Origin of the sequence: Sulfitobacter sp. 1A10359, assembly GCF_043558145.1 — a bacterium.
GTDB lineage: Bacteria > Pseudomonadota > Alphaproteobacteria > Rhodobacterales > Rhodobacteraceae > Sulfitobacter > Sulfitobacter faviae.
Window position 1 is genome coordinate 66,445 of sequence record NZ_JBIFGB010000009.1, and the last position, 17,027, is coordinate 83,471.

Sequence of the window (17,027 nt, forward strand, 5' to 3'; positions counted from 1 at the left end):
TGCTGGCATACACCGGGGCTGCCAAAACAAAGGAGTGCTGCGCATGCGCCGCGTCGTCGTCACAGGGTTGGGGATTGTCTCATCCATCGGAAACAACGCCGAAGAAGTGCTCGAAGCACTGAAAAACGGCACCTCCGGGATCGAAGCCAGCCCGGAGATGGCCGAACACGGGTTCCGCAGCCGCGTCGCCGGGACACTCAAGATCAACCTCGCCGATCACATCGACAAGCGGACCTTGCGTTTCATGGGGCCGGGCGCGGGCTATGCCTATGTCGCCATGGATCAGGCGATCAAGGACGCGGGGCTCGACGAGGCGCAGATCAGCAACCCGCGCACCGGTCTGGTGGCAGGCTCGGGCGGGCCGTCGACCTCCGCCATGTTCGCCGCGCATAACATCGTGAAGGACACCGGGGCGACCAAGCGCATCGGGCCCTTCGCCGTGCCCAAGTGCATGTCTTCGACCGTCAGCGCGAACCTCTCGACCGCCTTCAAGATCAAGGGCATCAACTATTCCATCACCTCCGCCTGCTCCACCTCGCTGCATTGCATCGGCAACGCGGCCGAGCAAATCATGCTGGGCAAGCAGGACGTGATGTTCGCCGGCGGCGGCGAGGAGTTGGATTGGACGCTCAGCTGCCTCTTCGACGCGATGGGCGCGATGTCGTCAAAATACAACGACGCGCCCGAGACAGCGAGCCGCGCCTTCGACGCGGACCGCGACGGTTTCGTGATCTCCGGCGGCGGCGGCATGCTGGTGCTGGAAGACCTCGACCACGCGCTGGCGCGCGGTGCGAAAATCTACGCCGAGGTGACCGGCTATGCCGCCACCAGCGACGGGCATGACATGGTGGCCCCTTCGGGCGAGGGCGGCGAGCGCGCCATGCGTCTGGCGCTGGAGACCCTGCCCGAGGGCCGCAAGGTGGGCTACATCAACGCCCATGGCACCTCGACCCCGGTGGGCGACGTGGGCGAGATCGAAGCGGTGCGCCGTGTCTTCGGTCAGGGCAACACCCCGCCCGTCAGCTCCACCAAGTCGATGACCGGCCACGCGCAGGGCGCTGCCGGCGCGCTGGAGGCGATCTTCTCGCTCTTGATGCTCGACAACGATTTCATCGCCAAGTCGATCAACGTGCAAAACCTCGACCCCGCGCTCGATCCCTCCGAGATCGCGCTGGAGCGTGTCGACAACGCGGGCCTCGACTCGGTGATGACGAACTCCTTCGGGTTCGGCGGCACAAACGGGTCGATGATCCTGTCGAAGTACCAAGGCTGAGGGCTGGGCATGTCTGGTTTACTTGCAGGAAAACGTGGCCTCGTCATGGGTGTGGCCAATGAACGCTCCATCGCTTGGGGCATCGCCAAGGCGATGGCCGAGGCCGGAGCGGAACTGGCCTTCACCTATCAGGGCGAAGCCTTTGGCAAGCGGCTGGAGCCGCTGGCGCAGAGCGTCGGCTCCGACTTCATGGTCGATGTCGATGTGACCGACGACGCCTCGCTCGACCGCGCCTTCGAGGAGCTTGGCGCGCGTTGGCCAACCATCGACTTCGTCGTCCATGCCATTGCCTTTTCGGACAAATCCGAACTGACGGGGCGGTTTCTGAACACCAGCCGGGCGAACTTCAAGAACTCGATGGATATCTCGGCCTATTCCTTCATCGACGTGGCGCGCCGCGCGCATCCGCTGATGAAGGAGAACGGCGGCACGCTGATGACCCTGACCTACATGGGCTCGAACCGGGTGACCCCGAATTACAACGTGATGGGCGTGGCCAAGGCGGCGCTTGAAAGTGCGACGCGCTATCTGGCGAATGATCTGGGGCCGGAAGGCATCCGGGTGAACGCGATCTCGCCGGGGCCGATGAAGACGCTGGCGGGGGCTGCCATCGGCGGCGCGCGCAAGACCTACAAGCACACGGATCAGAACGCGCCGCTGCGGTCCAACGCGACGCTCGAGGCTGTGGGCGGCACGGCGGTGTATCTCGCGTCCGACGCAGGTGCCTGTACGACGGGCGAGATTATCCGTGTGGATGGCGGATTCCACGTGCTGGGGATGCCGCAGGCGGAGCATCTTTAAGACGGGCTTCGACTGGCCCCGGCCCGGAATCAAGCCGCAGGCGCCGGGCCATCGCCTGCCCGTCCCGGCGGGGAGGCGATTTGGTGAGGCTAGGCGCGCCTTTGTGAGGGCACACTCACGCTGCACCATAAAGTGGGACGGATCACCGTCAGGATCGCCACCCCACGGGCAGGCGATGGCCCTCAATTGCTACCGCAACGCCTCGGTCTTCCAAAGCCACACTTTCATCCCGCCATGGGCAATCGCCGGCCCCTGCCCCTTCCACGGCAGCCCGGTCGCCTTGGCAAGCGGCGGCTCCGAGGTCACCAGCCCCACCCGCCAGCCGCGGAACCGCGCCTTCAGCGTCTCGCCCAGCGTCCCATAGAGCGGATAAAGCAGCTTCTTGTTGCCGATCCGCCCGCCGTAGGGCGGGTTCACGATCACCAGCCCGGGCGGGCCTTCGGGCGGCTGCACCTCCCCTGCCCCGTGGCAGGCAAAATCACACCAGCCACCTACTCCGGCCCGGTCGGCATTGGCCGTGCTTATGCGGATCGCGCCCGCATCCCGGTCGGAGCCGTGGAACCGCACGGCAGGCTCGGCCTCCGCCCCCGCAGCGCGCATTTCTTCCCACGCCCCGGCATCGAAACTCGCCAGATCCTCGAAAGCGAAGCGCCGCGAGCGCCCGGGCTTCAACCCCGCCGCGATCTCGGCCGCCTCGATCAGGAACGTCCCCGAGCCGCACATCGGGTCGACCACCGGCTCGCCGGGCGCATAGCCGCAGGACCGCAGCATCAGTGCCGCCATGTTCTCGCGCATTGGCGCCTTGCCCACGGCCTCCTTGTGGCCGCGTTTGTGCAGCGCCTCGCCGGAGGTATCGAGGCTGAAGGTCACCTGATTGTCGTGGATGCGCACCTTCAGCACCAGCGCGGCCTCGGCATCGACAGGGATGCCATGGCTCTCGCGCAGCGCGGTCTCGACCCGCTGGGCCGCGGCCCCGGCGTGATAGATCTTCGACGCCTTGCTGGTCACCTGCACCTTCACCGGCACATCGGCCCTCAGCACATCGCCGAAGGGAAACTTGCGGCAGCGTTTATCCAGCTGCGCCAGATGGAAGGCCATGAAACCGCCGATCCGCGCCAGCACGCGCGCGGCGCCGCGCAGCTCCAGATTTGCGCGCCAGACCTCGGGCCAGCCGCCCTGAACGGTCACGCCACCGGGCTGGGCCTGCGCTGCTGCAAAACCTTTTTCCTGCGCTTCGGCGCAGAGCAAATCCTCAAGCCCGGGCGGGCAGACAAAGAAAATCTCGAATGTATCTGGGGTATCCATGGCCCCTGCATAAGCGCCAATGCGCGGGCGTGCGAGGGGAAAAGACGCTGGAGACGTCTTTGGGGCGTGCCGGGGGGAAGCCCCCCGGCCACCGATATCAGGCCGCCGAAGCGATCTTGACCAGTTCGATGTCGAACTGCAGGTCCTTGCCCGCCAGCGGGTGGTTGGCGTCGAGCGTGACGGTGGTCTCGTCAACCTCAACCACGGTCACCGGCAGCGCCTGACCTTCGGGGGTCTGCATCTGCAGCTGCGTGCCGGGATCGAGCGGGATGTCCGCCGGGATGCCCTCGCGCGGCACGGCCTGACGCATCTCGGGGTTCACGGGGCCATAGGCCTCTTCGCTGGGCACTTGAACGACCTTCTTGTCGCCCTCGATCATGCCCGGAAGTGCGCTGTCGAGACCGGGGATGATCTGGCCCGAACCCACGACGAACTCCAGCGGGTCACGGCCCTCGGAGCTGTCGAATGTGGTGTCGTCTTTCAACGTGCCGGTATAGTGAATCTGTACTGTGTCGCCGGATTTGACCTCAGCCATCGGGTGTCTCCAATCTGTAGGGGAAAAAAGGGAAGGAGGCCGCGTATCTGCGCGGGTGCTCCAAATTCCGCGACAGCATGAAGATTGTGACCCCGAGAGTAAACCCCCCGTCCGGGCCGATCGCGGAATTCGCCCCTTTTCGCCGCCGCGCCTGCGTGCCACTCTGCCGCGACACGGAAAGGGAGAGCCTGTCAGATGCCCATCACGACCTGCGTTTTCGACGCCTATGGAACCCTCTTCGACGTGGCCGCCGCCGCCCGTGAGGCCGCAGCCGAACCCGCTTTCGCCGCCATCGCCGAGACTTGGCCGGAACTAGCAGAACACTGGCGCCTCAAGCAGTTGCAGTATTCATGGCTGCGGGCCGTGACCGGGGCGCATGACGATTTCTGGCAAGTCACCCAAGAGGGGCTGGATTGGACGCTGGAGAAGATGAACCTCGCCGATGACCCCGCCCTGCGTGCGCGCCTGCTGGCGCTCTATTGGGAGCTTCGCGCCTATAACGAGGTGCCCGCCATGCTGCGCGCGCTGAAAGACGGGGGCCTGAACACCGCGATCTTGTCGAACGGCGCCCCGGCGATGCTGGACGGGGCGGTGCAATCGGCGGGAATCGATGAACTTTTGGATGTCTCGCTTTCGGTCGAAAGCGTCGGCGTCTTCAAACCGCATGCGTCGGTCTATGACCTTGTCGGGGCACACTTCGGCTGTGCCAAGGACGAGGTGCTGTTCGTGTCCTCCAACGGCTGGGACGCGGCAGCGGCGACGGGCTATGGGTTCACCACCGCATGGGTAAACCGGGGCGGCGATCCGGTGGACCGGTTGCCGTGGAAACCCGCGCATCAGTTGCGCGAGCTGAGCGGCATTCCCGCATTGGCGGGGCTCTGATGCCGCGTTTCACCACTTCCGACGGGCTGTCGCTGCATTACACGGATGAGGGCCGCGGCCTGCCGATCCTCTGCCTTGCCGGTCTCACCCGCACGGGCGCGGATTTCGACTACCTCGCCCCGCATTTGGCTGATCACCGGCTGATCCGCATGGACTACCGCGGGCGGGGCCGCTCGGATTTCGACGCGAATTGGCGGAACTACACGCTCTCGGTGGAATGCCGCGACGTGTTGGAATTGCTCGGGCATCTGGGGCTGGAACAGGTCGCCCTCATCGGCACCTCGCGCGGCGGGCTGAATGCCATGGCGCTGGCGATGATCGCCCATGATCACCTTTTGGGCGTGGCGCTGAATGACGTGGGGCCCGAGCTTGACCCCAAGGGCGTTGAATTCATCATGGGCTATCTCGGTCGCAACCCCGCCGCCAAAACCTATGAAGAAGCCGCCGCCGCCATGGCCCGCGCCTTCCCCGAGTTTCACGGCGTGCCCGAGAGCCGCTGGCTTGAGGAGGTCAAGCGTCACTACAGGGCGACCGACGATGGGCTGAAAATCACCTATGATCCGCATCTGCGCGATGCCGTGGCCGCCGCAGGCCAGCAGGCTGTCGATCTGTGGCCGTTCTTCGATGCGCTGCAAGGGTTGCCACTGGTCACGATCCGCGGGGCCAATTCCACCTTGTTCAGCCGCGAGACGCTGATGCAGATGCAGGCCCGCCGCCCCGATATGATCGTGGCCGAAGTGCCGGACCGCGGCCATGTGCCCTTTCTCGACGAACCCCAAGCGCTCGCCGCGCTGCACGAATGGATAGGACAAATCAAATGAACATCGACATGATCCGCGCCGCCGCCGACCGCGCCAAGGGCCATGTGCGGCGCACGCCGCTCTTGAACTCCCCCTTTCTGGACGAGATCGCGGGCCGCCGGGTCTGGGTCAAACCCGAGTGTTTGCAGCATACTGGCAGCTTCAAGTTCCGCGGCGCGTGGTCGGCGCTTTCGGCCCTGCCGAGCGCGCAGCGCGCCAAGGGCGTCATCGCCTATTCCAGCGGCAATCATGCCCAAGGCGTGGCACTGGCAGCCAAGATGCACGGCGCGCCTGCCGTGATCGTCATGCCCGAGGACAGCCCGCGCCTGAAGATCGCCAACACCCGCGCCTATGGCGCCGAGGTGGTGCTCTATGACCGCGCGAATGAGAGCCGCGAGGAGATCGGTGCGGCCTTGGCCGAGGAACGCGGCCTTACGCTGATCAAACCCTATGACGAGCCGCAGGTCATCGCGGGGCAAGGCACCACGGGGCTGGAAATCGCCCAGCAGGCCGCCGAGGCCGGGATCGAAGAGGCCCAGGTGATCGTCTGCTGCGGCGGCGGTGGCCTGACCTCCGGCATCGCGCTGGCGCTGGAGGCCGAGGCGCCGGGGTTCCGCGTGCGCCCGGCGGAACCGGAAGGCTTCGACGATGCCGCCCGCTCGTTGATTTCCGGCCAGATCGAACGGAATGCGAAGGCGCTCGGCTCGATCTGCGACGCCATCGTCACGCCTGCGCCGGGGGAGCTGACCTTTCCGATCATGCAGCGGTTGGTGGGCCCGGGGCTGGTGGTGAGCGACGATGAGGCGTTGCAGGCTATGGGTCATGCCTTCAACCGGTTGAAACTCGTGGCCGAGCCGGGCGGTGCCGTGGCGCTTGCGGCAGCGCTGTTCCGGGGCGGGGAGATCGAGGGCGACGATGTGATCGTCACCATCTCTGGGGGGAACGTTGACGCGGATATGTTTGCCCGCGCGCTGAAGACGCTGGGGTAGCGATTAGGGCAGCGCCGGCCCGCGGGGTGGTGCTGAAAGCGCCGCCCCAGGGGGGCGGGTCGGCGCTGCCCGCTGCGCCACCGGGCGGTACCTATTCGAACTGTCCCGTCTTTGACCTCCCGCGTTCGCACGATATGCTGCCCCTCAACGCCGCCCAAAGGAGACCCCCATGCAGATTTTCGACACCGGCGAGGTGCAACTGCACTACCGCGTCGACGGCCCCGAGGACGGCGCGCCCGTAGTCTTCGCCAACTCGCTCGGCACCGACATGCGCCTGTGGGACCCGATCCTGCCGCTGCTCGCGCCCGGTCTGCGCATCATCCGCTTCGACAAACGCGGCCATGGCCTGTCGTCCTGCCCGCCCGCGCCCTATTCCATGGGCTCGCTTATCACAGATACCGAACGCCTGCTCGACCACCTTCAGGTGCGCAGCTGCGTCTTCGTCGGCCTCTCGATCGGCGGGATGATCGCGCAGGGGCTGGCAGTCAAACGGCTCGACATGATCCGCGCGCTGGTGCTGAGCAACACCGCCACCAAGATCGGCAACCGCGACATCTGGGATGCGCGGATCGCGGAGGTCGAAAAGGGCGGCATCGAAAGCCTCGCCGATGCGGTGATGGAGCGTTGGTTCTCGACCAGGTTCCGCGCCACGCCGGAACTGGCGCTCTGGCGCAACATGCTGACGCGGCAGCCCGACGCGGGCTATGCGGGCTGTTCGGCGGCGATTTCGCACAGTGATTTCATGACGCCAACCTCCGGTCTACGCCTGCCCGCGCTTGGCATCGCAGGTTCGGAAGATGGCTCAACCCCGCCAGATCTGGTGCGCGAATTGATGGACCTGATCCCGGCCTCGAAATTCAAATTGATCCGCCGCGCGGGCCATCTGCCCTGTGTCGAGCAGCCGCAGGAATACGCAGAAACGTTGAACGATTTTCTCGCCAGTGTCGGGCATATCCCGAAGGCGCAGGGCTGATCGTGGCGGCAAGTGTCTCCGGCAGCGAGCGGGTCAAACGCCTGCAACGCGCGCCGCATTCACGCCATATCGCGACGTCCGCCCTTGCCTTTGGCCCCTGCGCGGATCACATCTGACCGAATGCCGCTGCCACTGATCTTTATCCTTGTGACGGTGATGATCGATGCCATGGGCGTCGGCCTGATCCTGCCCGTCATGCCCGACCTGATCCGCGAAGTTCGCGGCGGCGGGCTGAGCGATGCGGCCCTTTGGGGCGGGGTGTTGGCCACGGGCTTTGCCGCGATGCAATTTCTCTTCGGCCCGGTACTGGGGGGGCTCTCCGACCGTTTTGGCCGCCGCCCGGTCCTGCTGCTGGCGCTGATCGTGATGACGGTGGATTATGGCGTGATGGCACTCGCGGGCAGCATCTGGCTGCTGCTGATCGGGCGGCTCGTGGGGGGCATCACGGCGGCGACCCATGCCACGGCCTCGGCCTATATGGCCGATATCTCTCCGGCGCAGGACCGCGCGGCGCGTTTCGGGCTGATCGGCGCGGCCTTTGGCGCGGGCTTTGTTCTGGGGCCGCTGATGGGCGGCGTCTTGGGCGAATATGGCACCCGCGCGCCCTTTTGGGCGGCAGCGGTACTGGCGGCGGGCAATGCGGTGCTTGGCTGGGCCGTGCTGCGCGAAACCCTGCCCCCGACGCAACGCCGCGCCTTCGACTGGCGGCGGGCCAATCCGCTGGGCGCGCTGCGCGCCCTTGGCCGACTGCCCGAGGTCGGCAGGCTCTTGGCTGTCTATTTCATCTACCATGTGGGCTTTGCCGCCTATCCGGCGGTCTGGGCCTATTTCGGGGTCGAGCGTTTTGGCTGGTCGCCGACGATGATCGGCCTGTCTCTGGGCCTCTTCGGCGTGTTGATGGCGCTTGTCCAAGGCGCGTTGATCGGCCCCGTGATCCGCCGCTTGGGCGCGCGCGCCACGGTGATCTTGGGCCATGTTTTTGCCCTTGCCGCCTTTGCCGCGCTGACCGTGCTGACCTCAGGCACTTGGGCGCTGATCATGACCCCGCTCGCCGCGCTGGCCGGTGTGATCCCGCCCGCGCTTCAAGGCATCATGTCGGCCCGCGTCAGCGCCGATGCCCAAGGGGAGCTGCACGGCGCGCTCAGTTCCTCCACCGCGCTGGCGATGATCCTCTCGCCGCTGACGATGACGGCGGTTTTCGCCTATTTTACCGCGCCGGAAGCTGCGCTCTACCTGCCCGGCGCGCCCTTCCTGCTGGCGCTTTTGCTGACCCTTGGCGGCTTGGCGCTCTTTGCCAGCCGCCCTACCTCCACGTCACAAGGTGAAACTTCCCCGCAGTAGGCCCATTCCCCGTCTTGCGCCACCGGCCCATCCGCGTCAGGCTGGCGAAAATTGAAAGAAAGGGACAGGCCATTGCAAACCATCAAAGCCGCCGTCTGCCATGCCTTTGACACACCGCTGAGCGTCGAAGACATCCGCATCAACGCACCGCAATCGGGCGAGGTTGAAGTGACCTTGGATGCCGTGGCGATCTGCCATTCCGACATTCTGTTTGCCGAAGGCGGCTGGGGTGGCACCCTGCCCGCCGTCTATGGGCATGAGGCCGCAGGTCGGGTCAGCGCGGTGGGGCCGAATGTGCAGGGTCTGGCCGAAGGCGACAGCGTGGTGGTCACCCTGATCCGCGCCTGTGGCAGCTGCCCCAACTGCGCCTCGGGCCAGCCGACGATCTGCGAAACCCCGCAAGCGCCCGAAGGGCCGCTGCAAACGGCGGAGGGCACACCGCTCGTTCAAGCGATGAACACCGGCGGTTTCGCCGAGAAGGTCGTCGTAGACCGGTCGCAGGTGGTGAAAATCTCGCATGACATTCCCAAAGACGCCGCCTGCCTGATCGCCTGCGGCGTGATCACCGGCGTCGGCGCCGTGGTCAATGCGGCGGGCCTGCGGGCGGGACAAGACGTGGTGGTGATCGGCGCGGGCGGGGTCGGCCTCAACGCCATCCAGGGCGCGCGCATCGCGGGCGCTCGGCGGATCGTGGCGGTCGACATGACCGAAGACAAACTCGCCATCGCCCGCGAATTCGGCGCGACCGACACTGTGCTCGCGACCGAGGCGAAGCCGTGGCGCGCGGCCTTCAAGGCCATGGGGCGCGGGGCGGATGCCGTGATCGTCACCGTGGGCGCGATCCCCGCCTATGAAACCGCGCCGCGCTACCTCGCCGCCGGGGGCCGGGTGATCATGGTCGGCATGCCCCACAGCGGGGCCGAGGCCAGCTATGAACCGGTGGTCCTCGCCGCCCTAGGGCAAGGCATGGTCGGCTCCAAAATGGGCGATGTGGTGATCCAGCGCGACATTCCGTGGATGGTCGACCTCTATCTTCAGGGCCGCCTGCAACTCGACAGTCTGATCTCTGGCCGCTGGCGGCTGGATCAGATCAACGAGGCGATTGCCGACACCAAGACCGGGGCCGCGCGGCGCAATGTGATCGTCTTCGACCGGTCCTAAATCTGCCCCGTGGCGGGCGAAAGGTCCGGCAGATCGCCGATCAGAAGGGCGCGAAAATCATTCACATTGGTCCCGGTGGGGCCGGTGTGAAACAGTGCATCTATCGCCTCGAAGGCCCCGAAAGCATCGTTGCGCTGCAAAGCGCCGCGCGGGTCCACCCCCGCCGCGCGCATCGCAGCCGCCGTGCCTGCCTCCACGAAAGCGCCCGCGTTATCCTCTGACCCGTCGATACCATCGGTATCCGCGGCCAAGGCCGTGATCCCCTCCTGCCCTTCGAGCGCCAGCGCGAGGGACAGCGCAAACTCACCATTCCGCCCGCCGCGCCCCTTGTGGCGCAGGGTGACCGTCGTCTCACCGCCCGAGAGCAGCACCAGCGGCGCGGGATGGGGAAAACCGCTTTCCTGCGCCTGCCGGGCGAGGGCCGCATGGACCAGCGCCACCTCCCGCGCCTCACCCTCGATCGCGTCCGACAGGATCCACGCGTTCACCCCCCGCGCCTGCGCGGCCTTGGCCGCGGCGGCAAGGGACAGACCGGCGGAGGCAATGACATGGGTCTGCGTCGTGCTTGGCGCATCCTCCTGAGGCTGCGTTGCCGCCTTTTCCAGAAACGCCATGCAGCGCCCCGGCAGTTCCAACCCCCGCGCGGCCACCTCTTCCAACACCGCCGCCGCAGTACGCCAGCCCGGCACCGTGGGGCCGGAGGCCACGGCCCCCGGATCATCCCCCGGCACATCAGAGACCACAAGGCTCACCACCCGCGCGGGATGGGCCAGTTCCGCCAGACGTCCGCCGTTGACCGTGCTGAACTGCTTGCGGATGTCATTCATGACCGAAATCGGCGCGCCCGAGGCCAAAAGCGCCGCGTTCAACGCCTGCAAATCCTCCAACGTCAGCCCCTCGGGCGGAGCGGGCAAAAGCGATGAGCCGCCGCCGCAGACCAGCGCGATCACCTGATCCTCCGGCCCCAGACCTTGCACCGCATCCTGCAAGGCGCGGGCAGCCTCGACCCCGGCCTGATCGGGCACCGGATGGGCGGCCTCCAGCACCTTAATCCGCTCGCAGGGCGCGCCATAGCCGTAGCGGGTGACCACGACACCGTCATAGGGGTGCGGCCAGATGGCCTCGAACGCCTGCGCCAATTGCGCCGCCCCCTTGCCCGCACCGATCACCACCGTGCGCCCTTTGGGCGGCGGCGGCAGCTGGTCTTTCAGGATCAAATGCGGATCGGCGGCGGCGACGGCGGTGTCGAACAATTCGGCCAAGAACTGGCGTTTCGGGTCATTGAGGTTTGGCATAGGGCACTCCGACTGCTGCGGCAATCATGGCGGCCCGTTGTCTGCTGTCAATCCGGCAGGGGGCGTTCATTCTGGACAAACAGGCAGTTGCGCGCGCCCAGCAGGCCAAAGTCGGGGTCGCTGCACAGGCCCAAGGGCATCGCCGCGCGCCATTTGCTGTGCCGCCCCCCTGCGTTGAAGGCGGCGCGGAAGCTGTCATCCAGCATCCACGGGTTCTGCTGCGCCACGCCCCCCGTGATGAAGACCCCCCCGCGCGCGCCCATGACCAAGCCCAGATCCCCCGCGACCCCGCCAAGATACTGCACCATCAAGGCAACCGCGCGACAGGCGCTCGTGTCCTCCCCGTCCTTGGCCGCCGCAAAGATCGCCGCCGCCCCCTCTAAATGCGCCGCCTCGCCCCGGGCGGAGGCGATGGCGCGATACCAATAGGGCATGCCGGTGCCCGACAGGATCGCCTCGGCCTCGACCGCCAGCCCCTCACCCATCTGCACCTCGGGCCAAAGCGCGATTAGGGCTTCGAAATAGGCCACTTCCTCGGCGCTATGGGGGGTGAGCCGCAGATGCCCGCCTTCGCCCGGCACCGCCGTGGGCCGGGCGCCCTGCCAGACCAAAGACCCAACGCCAAGGCCCGTCCCCGGGCCGATGATCACCCGCGCCCCTGGTTCCGGGTCGGGCCCGCCCTGAAGATAGGTCACTTTATCCGCATCCAGCGTGGCCAAGGACCAAGCCGCCGCCTCGAAATCATTGAGCAACAACACCTTGGCGGGGTCCAAACCGCAGGCCCGCGCCAGATCATCGCGCGAGATGCTGCGCGCCGCATTGGTCATCCGCACCTGCCCGTCGACAACCACCCCGGCCACCGCCATGGCGACCCCTTCGGGCGGGCGGCCCATTTCGGCACAAAGCGTCGCGCAGGCATCGGGCAAGGTGGTCAGCCCGTCGGTGGGATGGCTGCGGCGTTCCACCACCGCCCCCGCCGGGTCTACCGCTGCGAGGCGCAGATTGGTGCCGCCGATGTCCCCTACCAAATACCACATGTGCCTGCCCTGCTGCCCTTGATACCGGTGCAAGATGGCCCGCCCGCGCGGCCGAGGTCAAACAACAAAACCCGAAAGCCGAGGCTTCCGGGTTTCGCATTTGGGTGCTGTCCGTTTGGATCAATCAGGGGCGATCGGCACCGATGCTTCATCGTCGCCCTCAATGACGTTTTCCTCGTCGACGATCACTTCTTCTTCCGTCTCGGGCGCGGTGGCGACTTCCTCGCCCGTCCAATAGACGATGATCCCGACGCCGAAGATCACCACAAGCGCCATGCCGATCAGGGGCCATTTGTGACGGCTTTCCTGTTTTTTGAGGTTCGTGTCTGGTGGACTCATGATCCGCTCCCTTTCGCTGTCTTCGGGCTATGCCGCGCAGCACTTCGCGCGGTCTTCGTTACCGGGCCAACCCGGCAGACCGCGCTAAAGTTCCCGGAAGGGAAGGTTTCACAAAAGCGCCATCACCTCTGCCATGGTGCGACGGTAACCCGCCACGATCCGATCCCGCTGCCGGTGCCGCCCGCCCGTCACCGCATGGCGGCCCGCTGACCACAGATCGGTCACCACCCGGTCCTTGGCGGCAAAGGCCAGACCGTCGAGCAATTGGTCGGGCCGCAGCGCGCAGAGCGCCGGGTCTTGGCTGTCGATCGCCACAAGATCGGCCCATTCGCCCACGGCAATCTCGCCCCGGCCTCGGCCAAGCGCTTGGGCCCCGCCACGCGCCCCACCTGTGTAAAGCGCCGCCCCGACCGAGCCTTCACCCGCCACCATCACATTGCGTGCCAAATCCCGCAGACGTTGCGAATATTCCAGCGTGCGCAATTCCTCAGTTAGCGAAATCAACACGTTTGAATCCGATCCGATGCCAAATCGCCCCCCGGCGGCAAGGTAGCCCGGCCCGTTGAACGGCCCATCGCCCAAATTGGCCTCCGTCACCGGGCAGAGCCCAGCCACCGCGCCGCTGCGGGCCATGGCAGCGGTCTCACCTTCCGTCATATGGGTGGCGTGGATCAGGCACCAGTTCTCGGCAACCTCGGCATTGGCCAGCAACCACTCGACCGGGCGCGCGCCAAGCCAAGCGGAGACATCCGCGACCTCTTTGGGCTGTTCGGCGAGGTGGATATGGACCGGCACATCGGGATGGGCGGCCAGCACCTCGGTCAACTCCGAAGGGGCCGTGGCGCGCAGCGAATGGGGCGCGATGCCGACGCGGCAATCGGGGGGCAGGTCCCGCACCGCCCGCTGCGCTTGCTCAACCAGCGTGCCGAAGCGCGCCACCCCATTGCCAAAACGCGCCTGCCCCGCCTGCAAGGGCTGCTGCCCCGCCCCGCCATAGGTATAGAGCACCGGCAGATGGGTCAGCCCGATCCCCGTCTGCGCCGCCGCCGCCGCGATCCGGGCCGATAGCTCCCCCAGATCGTCATAGGGCGTGCCGTCAGTTTGGTGGTGGAGGTAGTGAAACTCTCCCACGCTGGCGAAACCGGCCTCTTGCATCTCTAGGAAGACGAAGGCCGCGATGGCTTCGATATGCGCGGGCGTCAGATGGGCGGTGAAGCGATACATCAAATCGCGCCATGTCCAGAAACTGTCCTTTCCGGCCAAGCGCGTCTCGGTCATCCCGGCCATGGCGCGTTGGAAGCTGTGGCTGTGGAGATTGGCCAGCGCGGGCAGCAGGGTGTCGACACGGGTGTCATCGGCCTGCGGTGTCTGCCCGGTTTCCACCTGTGTCACCCGCCCATCGGCAACCGTGATCCGAACGTCACGCGCCCATCCCTGCGGCAGCTTTGCATGTGTAGCGAAAATCATTTGACGGCCCTTTGCTTTTTTATGTATAGACATATAGCAAATAAAACCGATGTAGAAAAGCGAAACCTTAGGAGGAGGCGATAGGATGACAGCGCAGGATCGGGTCTTGGTCGACCTCACGGCGGCGACGATGGATGGCCCACAGCCCTATGGTTTGATCGAAGATGCGGCGATCGCGATTGCCGAGGGCCAGATCGCATGGGTCGGCCCGCGCGGTGATCTGCCGCAAGGCTACCGCGACCTGCCCGCCGAATCGCTGGGCCAGCGGCTTGTCACCCCCGGGCTGATCGATTGCCACACCCATATCGTGCACGGCGGCGACCGCGCGCGAGAGTTCGAGATGCGGCTGGAGGGGGCCAGCTATGAAGAAATCGCCCGCGCCGGGGGCGGCATCGTCTCAACCGTCACCGCCACCCGCGCCGCCGATGAGGCAGAGTTGCTGGCCGATGCCCTGAGCCGCGTCGACGTGCTGATCGCCGAAGGGGTCACGGCCATCGAAGTCAAATCCGGCTATGGTCTGGATATCGAGACCGAGCTGCGCATGCTCCGCACCGCCCGCGCCATTGGCCAGCAGCGCCCGATCCGCGTCTCCACCACCTTCCTGGGCGCCCATGCGGTGCCTGCCGAATACACAGGCCGCGCGGATGCCTATATCGACGATGTTTGCCTCCCCGCCCTGCGTGCGGCTCATGCCGAAGGGCTGGTAGATGCGGTCGACGGGTTCTGCGAGGGCATCGCCTTTCAGCCCGCCCAAATCGCGCGGGTCTTTGACGTGGCGCGGGAATTGGGCCTGCCGGTGAAACTTCATGCCGAGCAATTGTCGAACTTGGGCAGCGCGCGGCTCGCGGCCTCCTATGGCGCGCTCTCGGCGGATCATATCGAATATTTGGATGAGAGCGGCGTGATCGCGATGGCCGAGGCGGGCAGCGTCGCCGTCCTGCTGCCCGGTGCCTTCTATACCTTGCGCGAGACCCAGTCGCCGCCCATCGACCTGCTGCGCCGCCATGGCGTGCCGATGGCGCTGGCGACGGATATCAACCCCGGCTCTTCGCCGCTGAACTCGCTGCTGCTGACGCTCAACATGGGCTGCACCCTGTTCCGCCTGACGCCGGAAGAGGCGCTGCGCGGCGCCACGCAGCACGCCGCCCGCGCGCTCGGGCTGGCGGATTGCGGCATGATCCGCCCCGGCCTGCGCGCCGACCTCGCCGTTTGGGACATCAAACACCCGGCCGAGCTTGCCTATCGCATCGGCTTCAACCCGCTTCATTCCCGCATTTTCGGAGGCCAATCGTGACCACCCTGACCCTCACCCCCGGCGCGGCCACTTTGGACGATCTGGCCCGCATCTACCGCGAAGAGGCATCGGTGCGGCTCGACCCCGCCTGCCGCCCCGCAATCGAAGACGCCCATGCCCGCATCGCTCGGGCCGTGGCGGGCGAGGATGCCGTTTACGGCGTGAACACCGGTTTCGGCAAGCTCGCCTCGGTCAAGATCGCGGCAGAAGATACGGCGGCGCTGCAACGCAACCTGATCCTGTCGCATTGCTGCGGTGTCGGCCCCGCGATCCCGCGCGGCCATGCGCGGCTCTTGATGGCGCTGAAACTGCTGAGCCTCGGGCGCGGTGCCTCGGGCGTGCGGCTGGCGGTCGTGGACCTGATCGAAGCCATGCTTGAGCGAGGCGTGACCCCGGTGATCCCGGCGCAAGGCTCTGTTGGCGCCTCGGGCGATCTGGCCCCCTTGGCCCATATGGCCGCCGCGATGATGGGCCACGGTGAGGCGGAGTTCGAAGACCGCGTCATGCCGGGTGGAGAGGCATTGGCCGCCGCTGGTCTCATCCCGCTGGAGTTCGGCCCCAAGGAAGGGCTGGCGCTCATCAACGGCACACAATTCTCGACCGCCTTCGCGCTGGCGGGGCTGTTCGACGCATGGCGCGCGGCAAATTCGGCGCTGGTGATCTCGGCCCTGTCGACGGATGCGATCATGGGCTCCACCGCGCCGCTGCAACCGGAAATTCACGCCCTACGCGGCCACCGGGGCCAGATCGAGGCGGGCGAGACCATGCGCGCCCTGCTTGCAGGTTCGGAAATACGCGAAAGCCATGTGGCGAATGATGCCCGTGTCCAAGACCCCTATTGCATCCGCTGCCAGCCGCAGGTGACGGGGGCCGCGATGGACGTGCTGCGCATGGCCGCCGCCACGCTGGAGGTCGAAGCCAATGCCGCCACCGACAACCCGCTGGTGCTGACGGGGGCGGACCTCATCGTCTCGGGCGGGAATTTCCATGCCGAACCGGTGGGTTTCGCCGCCGATATGATCGCCCTGGCCGTGGCCGAGATCGGCGCCATCGCGCAGCGCCGGGTGGCGCTGATCGTGGACCCGGTGCTCAGCTTCAACCTGCCGCCCTTCCTGACGCCGACCCCCGGCCTCAACAGCGGCTATATGATCGCCGAAGTCACCACCGCCGCCCTGATGAGCGAGAACAAACATCTCGCCAACCCCTGCGTTACCGACAGCACGCCGACCTCGGCCAACCAAGAAGATCACGTCAGCATGGCCGCCCATGGCGCGCGACGGCTCGGGCAAATGGTCGAGAACCTGAACCGCATCCTTGGGGTGGAACTGCTCTGCGCCGCGCAGGGCATCGACTTTCGCGCGCCGCTGGCCACCAGCGAGACCTTGCAGCGGGTGGTCGCGCGGGTCCGCGAAGAGGTCGCGACGCTGGAGGAAGACCGCTACCTCGCCCCCGATCTGGAACGCGCGGCACGGATGGTGGCGAGCGGTGAGATCACCCGCGCCGCCGCCTGCAACATGCCGGGGCTTTCCACATGA

Annotated in this window: 16 protein-coding genes; 10 read left to right on the plus strand and 6 right to left on the minus strand. The window is 66.5% G+C overall.

The window, feature by feature from the left end:
* Positions 1-43 precede the first annotated feature (43 nt).
* Positions 44-1,273, plus strand: coding sequence for a beta-ketoacyl-ACP synthase I (fabB, locus tag ACGYK2_RS16010; RefSeq protein ID WP_067261394.1), 1,230 nt, complete (start codon positions 44-46; stop codon positions 1,271-1,273).
* Positions 1,274-1,282: 9 nt separating this feature from the next.
* A complete protein-coding gene (locus tag ACGYK2_RS16015) occupies positions 1,283-2,074 on the plus strand; it encodes an enoyl-ACP reductase (RefSeq protein ID WP_271689425.1) in 792 nt (263 codons plus the stop codon).
* Between the two features lie 189 nt (positions 2,075-2,263).
* On the opposite strand, the gene ACGYK2_RS16020 is transcribed toward ACGYK2_RS16015, so the two are convergent.
* Positions 2,264-3,379 carry a class I SAM-dependent RNA methyltransferase gene (locus ACGYK2_RS16020; RefSeq protein ID WP_271689424.1) on the minus strand — a complete coding sequence of 372 codons (1,116 nt, stop codon included), beginning with the start codon at positions 3,377-3,379 and terminating at the stop codon, positions 2,264-2,266.
* Positions 3,380-3,476: 97 nt separating this feature from the next.
* Positions 3,477-3,914: a peptidylprolyl isomerase gene (locus tag ACGYK2_RS16025; protein WP_394374343.1), complete on the minus strand. Its 438-nt coding sequence runs from the start codon at positions 3,912-3,914 to the stop codon at positions 3,477-3,479.
* Between the two features lie 195 nt (positions 3,915-4,109).
* Here ACGYK2_RS16025 and ACGYK2_RS16030 point away from each other — a divergent pair, with 195 nt between their 5' ends.
* From ACGYK2_RS16030 to ACGYK2_RS16055, 6 genes are all read left to right on the plus strand, one after another.
* The gene (locus tag ACGYK2_RS16030) at positions 4,110-4,796 is read left to right on the plus strand and encodes a haloacid dehalogenase type II (protein ID WP_271689422.1); all 687 of its coding nucleotides are present in this window, start codon (positions 4,110-4,112) and stop codon (positions 4,794-4,796) included.
* Positions 4,796-5,617, plus strand: a complete 822-nt coding sequence (locus ACGYK2_RS16035) for an alpha/beta fold hydrolase (protein WP_276154537.1) — start codon at positions 4,796-4,798, stop codon at positions 5,615-5,617. Before ACGYK2_RS16030 ends, ACGYK2_RS16035 begins: the two co-directional genes overlap by 1 nt.
* Positions 5,614-6,585, plus strand: coding sequence for a threonine/serine dehydratase (locus ACGYK2_RS16040; protein WP_271689420.1), 972 nt, complete (start codon positions 5,614-5,616; stop codon positions 6,583-6,585). Before ACGYK2_RS16035 ends, ACGYK2_RS16040 begins: the two co-directional genes overlap by 4 nt.
* 169 nt (positions 6,586-6,754) lie before the next feature.
* Positions 6,755-7,558: a 3-oxoadipate enol-lactonase gene (gene pcaD, locus ACGYK2_RS16045; protein ID WP_271689419.1), complete on the plus strand. Its 804-nt coding sequence runs from the start codon at positions 6,755-6,757 to the stop codon at positions 7,556-7,558.
* 120 nt (positions 7,559-7,678) lie between these two features.
* Positions 7,679-8,899: a TCR/Tet family MFS transporter gene (locus ACGYK2_RS16050; RefSeq protein ID WP_271689418.1), complete on the plus strand. Its 1,221-nt coding sequence runs from the start codon at positions 7,679-7,681 to the stop codon at positions 8,897-8,899.
* A 72-nt stretch (positions 8,900-8,971) separates the two neighbouring features.
* Positions 8,972-10,060: a Zn-dependent alcohol dehydrogenase gene (locus tag ACGYK2_RS16055; RefSeq protein ID WP_271689417.1), complete on the plus strand. Its 1,089-nt coding sequence runs from the start codon at positions 8,972-8,974 to the stop codon at positions 10,058-10,060.
* Here the strand turns inward: ACGYK2_RS16055 and ACGYK2_RS16060 are convergent.
* The 4 genes from ACGYK2_RS16060 to ACGYK2_RS16075 form a co-directional block, all read right to left on the minus strand.
* Complete coding sequence (locus ACGYK2_RS16060) at positions 10,057-11,355, minus strand: glycerate kinase (protein ID WP_271689416.1); 1,299 nt, start codon at positions 11,353-11,355, stop codon at positions 10,057-10,059. The genes ACGYK2_RS16055 and ACGYK2_RS16060 overlap by 4 nt on opposite strands.
* Before the next feature lie 47 nt (positions 11,356-11,402).
* Positions 11,403-12,392, minus strand: a complete 990-nt coding sequence (locus tag ACGYK2_RS16065; RefSeq protein WP_271689415.1) for an ROK family protein — start codon at positions 12,390-12,392, stop codon at positions 11,403-11,405.
* Positions 12,393-12,512: 120 nt separating this feature from the next.
* Positions 12,513-12,731, minus strand: a complete 219-nt coding sequence (locus tag ACGYK2_RS16070; RefSeq protein ID WP_209217373.1) for a hypothetical protein — start codon at positions 12,729-12,731, stop codon at positions 12,513-12,515.
* Positions 12,732-12,839: 108 nt separating this feature from the next.
* On the minus strand, positions 12,840-14,198 hold the full coding sequence (locus ACGYK2_RS16075) for a formimidoylglutamate deiminase (protein ID WP_271689414.1): 1,359 nt from the start codon (positions 14,196-14,198) through the stop codon (positions 12,840-12,842).
* Positions 14,199-14,283: 85 nt separating this feature from the next.
* Here ACGYK2_RS16075 and hutI point away from each other — a divergent pair, with 85 nt between their 5' ends.
* Both hutI and hutH read left to right on the plus strand, forming a co-directional pair.
* A complete protein-coding gene (hutI, locus tag ACGYK2_RS16080; protein ID WP_271689413.1) occupies positions 14,284-15,492 on the plus strand; it encodes an imidazolonepropionase in 1,209 nt (402 codons plus the stop codon).
* Positions 15,489-17,027 carry a histidine ammonia-lyase gene (gene hutH / locus ACGYK2_RS16085; protein ID WP_271689412.1) on the plus strand — a complete coding sequence of 513 codons (1,539 nt, stop codon included), beginning with the start codon at positions 15,489-15,491 and terminating at the stop codon, positions 17,025-17,027. Before hutI ends, hutH begins: the two co-directional genes overlap by 4 nt.

What these genes read in the sequence shown, in the direction of transcription:
- fabB (WP_067261394.1), top strand. Translation starts at nt 44, where the DNA reads ATGCGCCGCGTCGTCGTCACAGGGTTGGGGATTGTCTCATCCATCGGA.
- ACGYK2_RS16015 (WP_271689425.1), top strand. Translation starts at nt 1,283, where the DNA reads ATGTCTGGTTTACTTGCAGGAAAACGTGGCCTCGTCATGGGTGTGGCC.
- ACGYK2_RS16020 (WP_271689424.1), bottom strand. Translation starts at nt 3,379, where the DNA reads ATGGATACCCCAGATACATTCGAGATTTTCTTTGTCTGCCCGCCCGGG.
- ACGYK2_RS16025 (WP_394374343.1), bottom strand. Translation starts at nt 3,914, where the DNA reads ATGGCTGAGGTCAAATCCGGCGACACAGTACAGATTCACTATACCGGC.
- ACGYK2_RS16030 (WP_271689422.1), top strand. Translation starts at nt 4,110, where the DNA reads ATGCCCATCACGACCTGCGTTTTCGACGCCTATGGAACCCTCTTCGAC.
- ACGYK2_RS16035 (WP_276154537.1), top strand. Translation starts at nt 4,796, where the DNA reads ATGCCGCGTTTCACCACTTCCGACGGGCTGTCGCTGCATTACACGGAT.
- ACGYK2_RS16040 (WP_271689420.1), top strand. Translation starts at nt 5,614, where the DNA reads ATGAACATCGACATGATCCGCGCCGCCGCCGACCGCGCCAAGGGCCAT.
- pcaD (WP_271689419.1), top strand. Translation starts at nt 6,755, where the DNA reads ATGCAGATTTTCGACACCGGCGAGGTGCAACTGCACTACCGCGTCGAC.
- ACGYK2_RS16050 (WP_271689418.1), top strand. Translation starts at nt 7,679, where the DNA reads ATGCCGCTGCCACTGATCTTTATCCTTGTGACGGTGATGATCGATGCC.
- ACGYK2_RS16060 (WP_271689416.1), bottom strand. Translation starts at nt 11,355, where the DNA reads ATGCCAAACCTCAATGACCCGAAACGCCAGTTCTTGGCCGAATTGTTC.
- ACGYK2_RS16065 (WP_271689415.1), bottom strand. Translation starts at nt 12,392, where the DNA reads ATGTGGTATTTGGTAGGGGACATCGGCGGCACCAATCTGCGCCTCGCA.
- ACGYK2_RS16070 (WP_209217373.1), bottom strand. Translation starts at nt 12,731, where the DNA reads ATGAGTCCACCAGACACGAACCTCAAAAAACAGGAAAGCCGTCACAAA.
- ACGYK2_RS16075 (WP_271689414.1), bottom strand. Translation starts at nt 14,198, where the DNA reads ATGATTTTCGCTACACATGCAAAGCTGCCGCAGGGATGGGCGCGTGAC.
- hutI (WP_271689413.1), top strand. Translation starts at nt 14,284, where the DNA reads ATGACAGCGCAGGATCGGGTCTTGGTCGACCTCACGGCGGCGACGATG.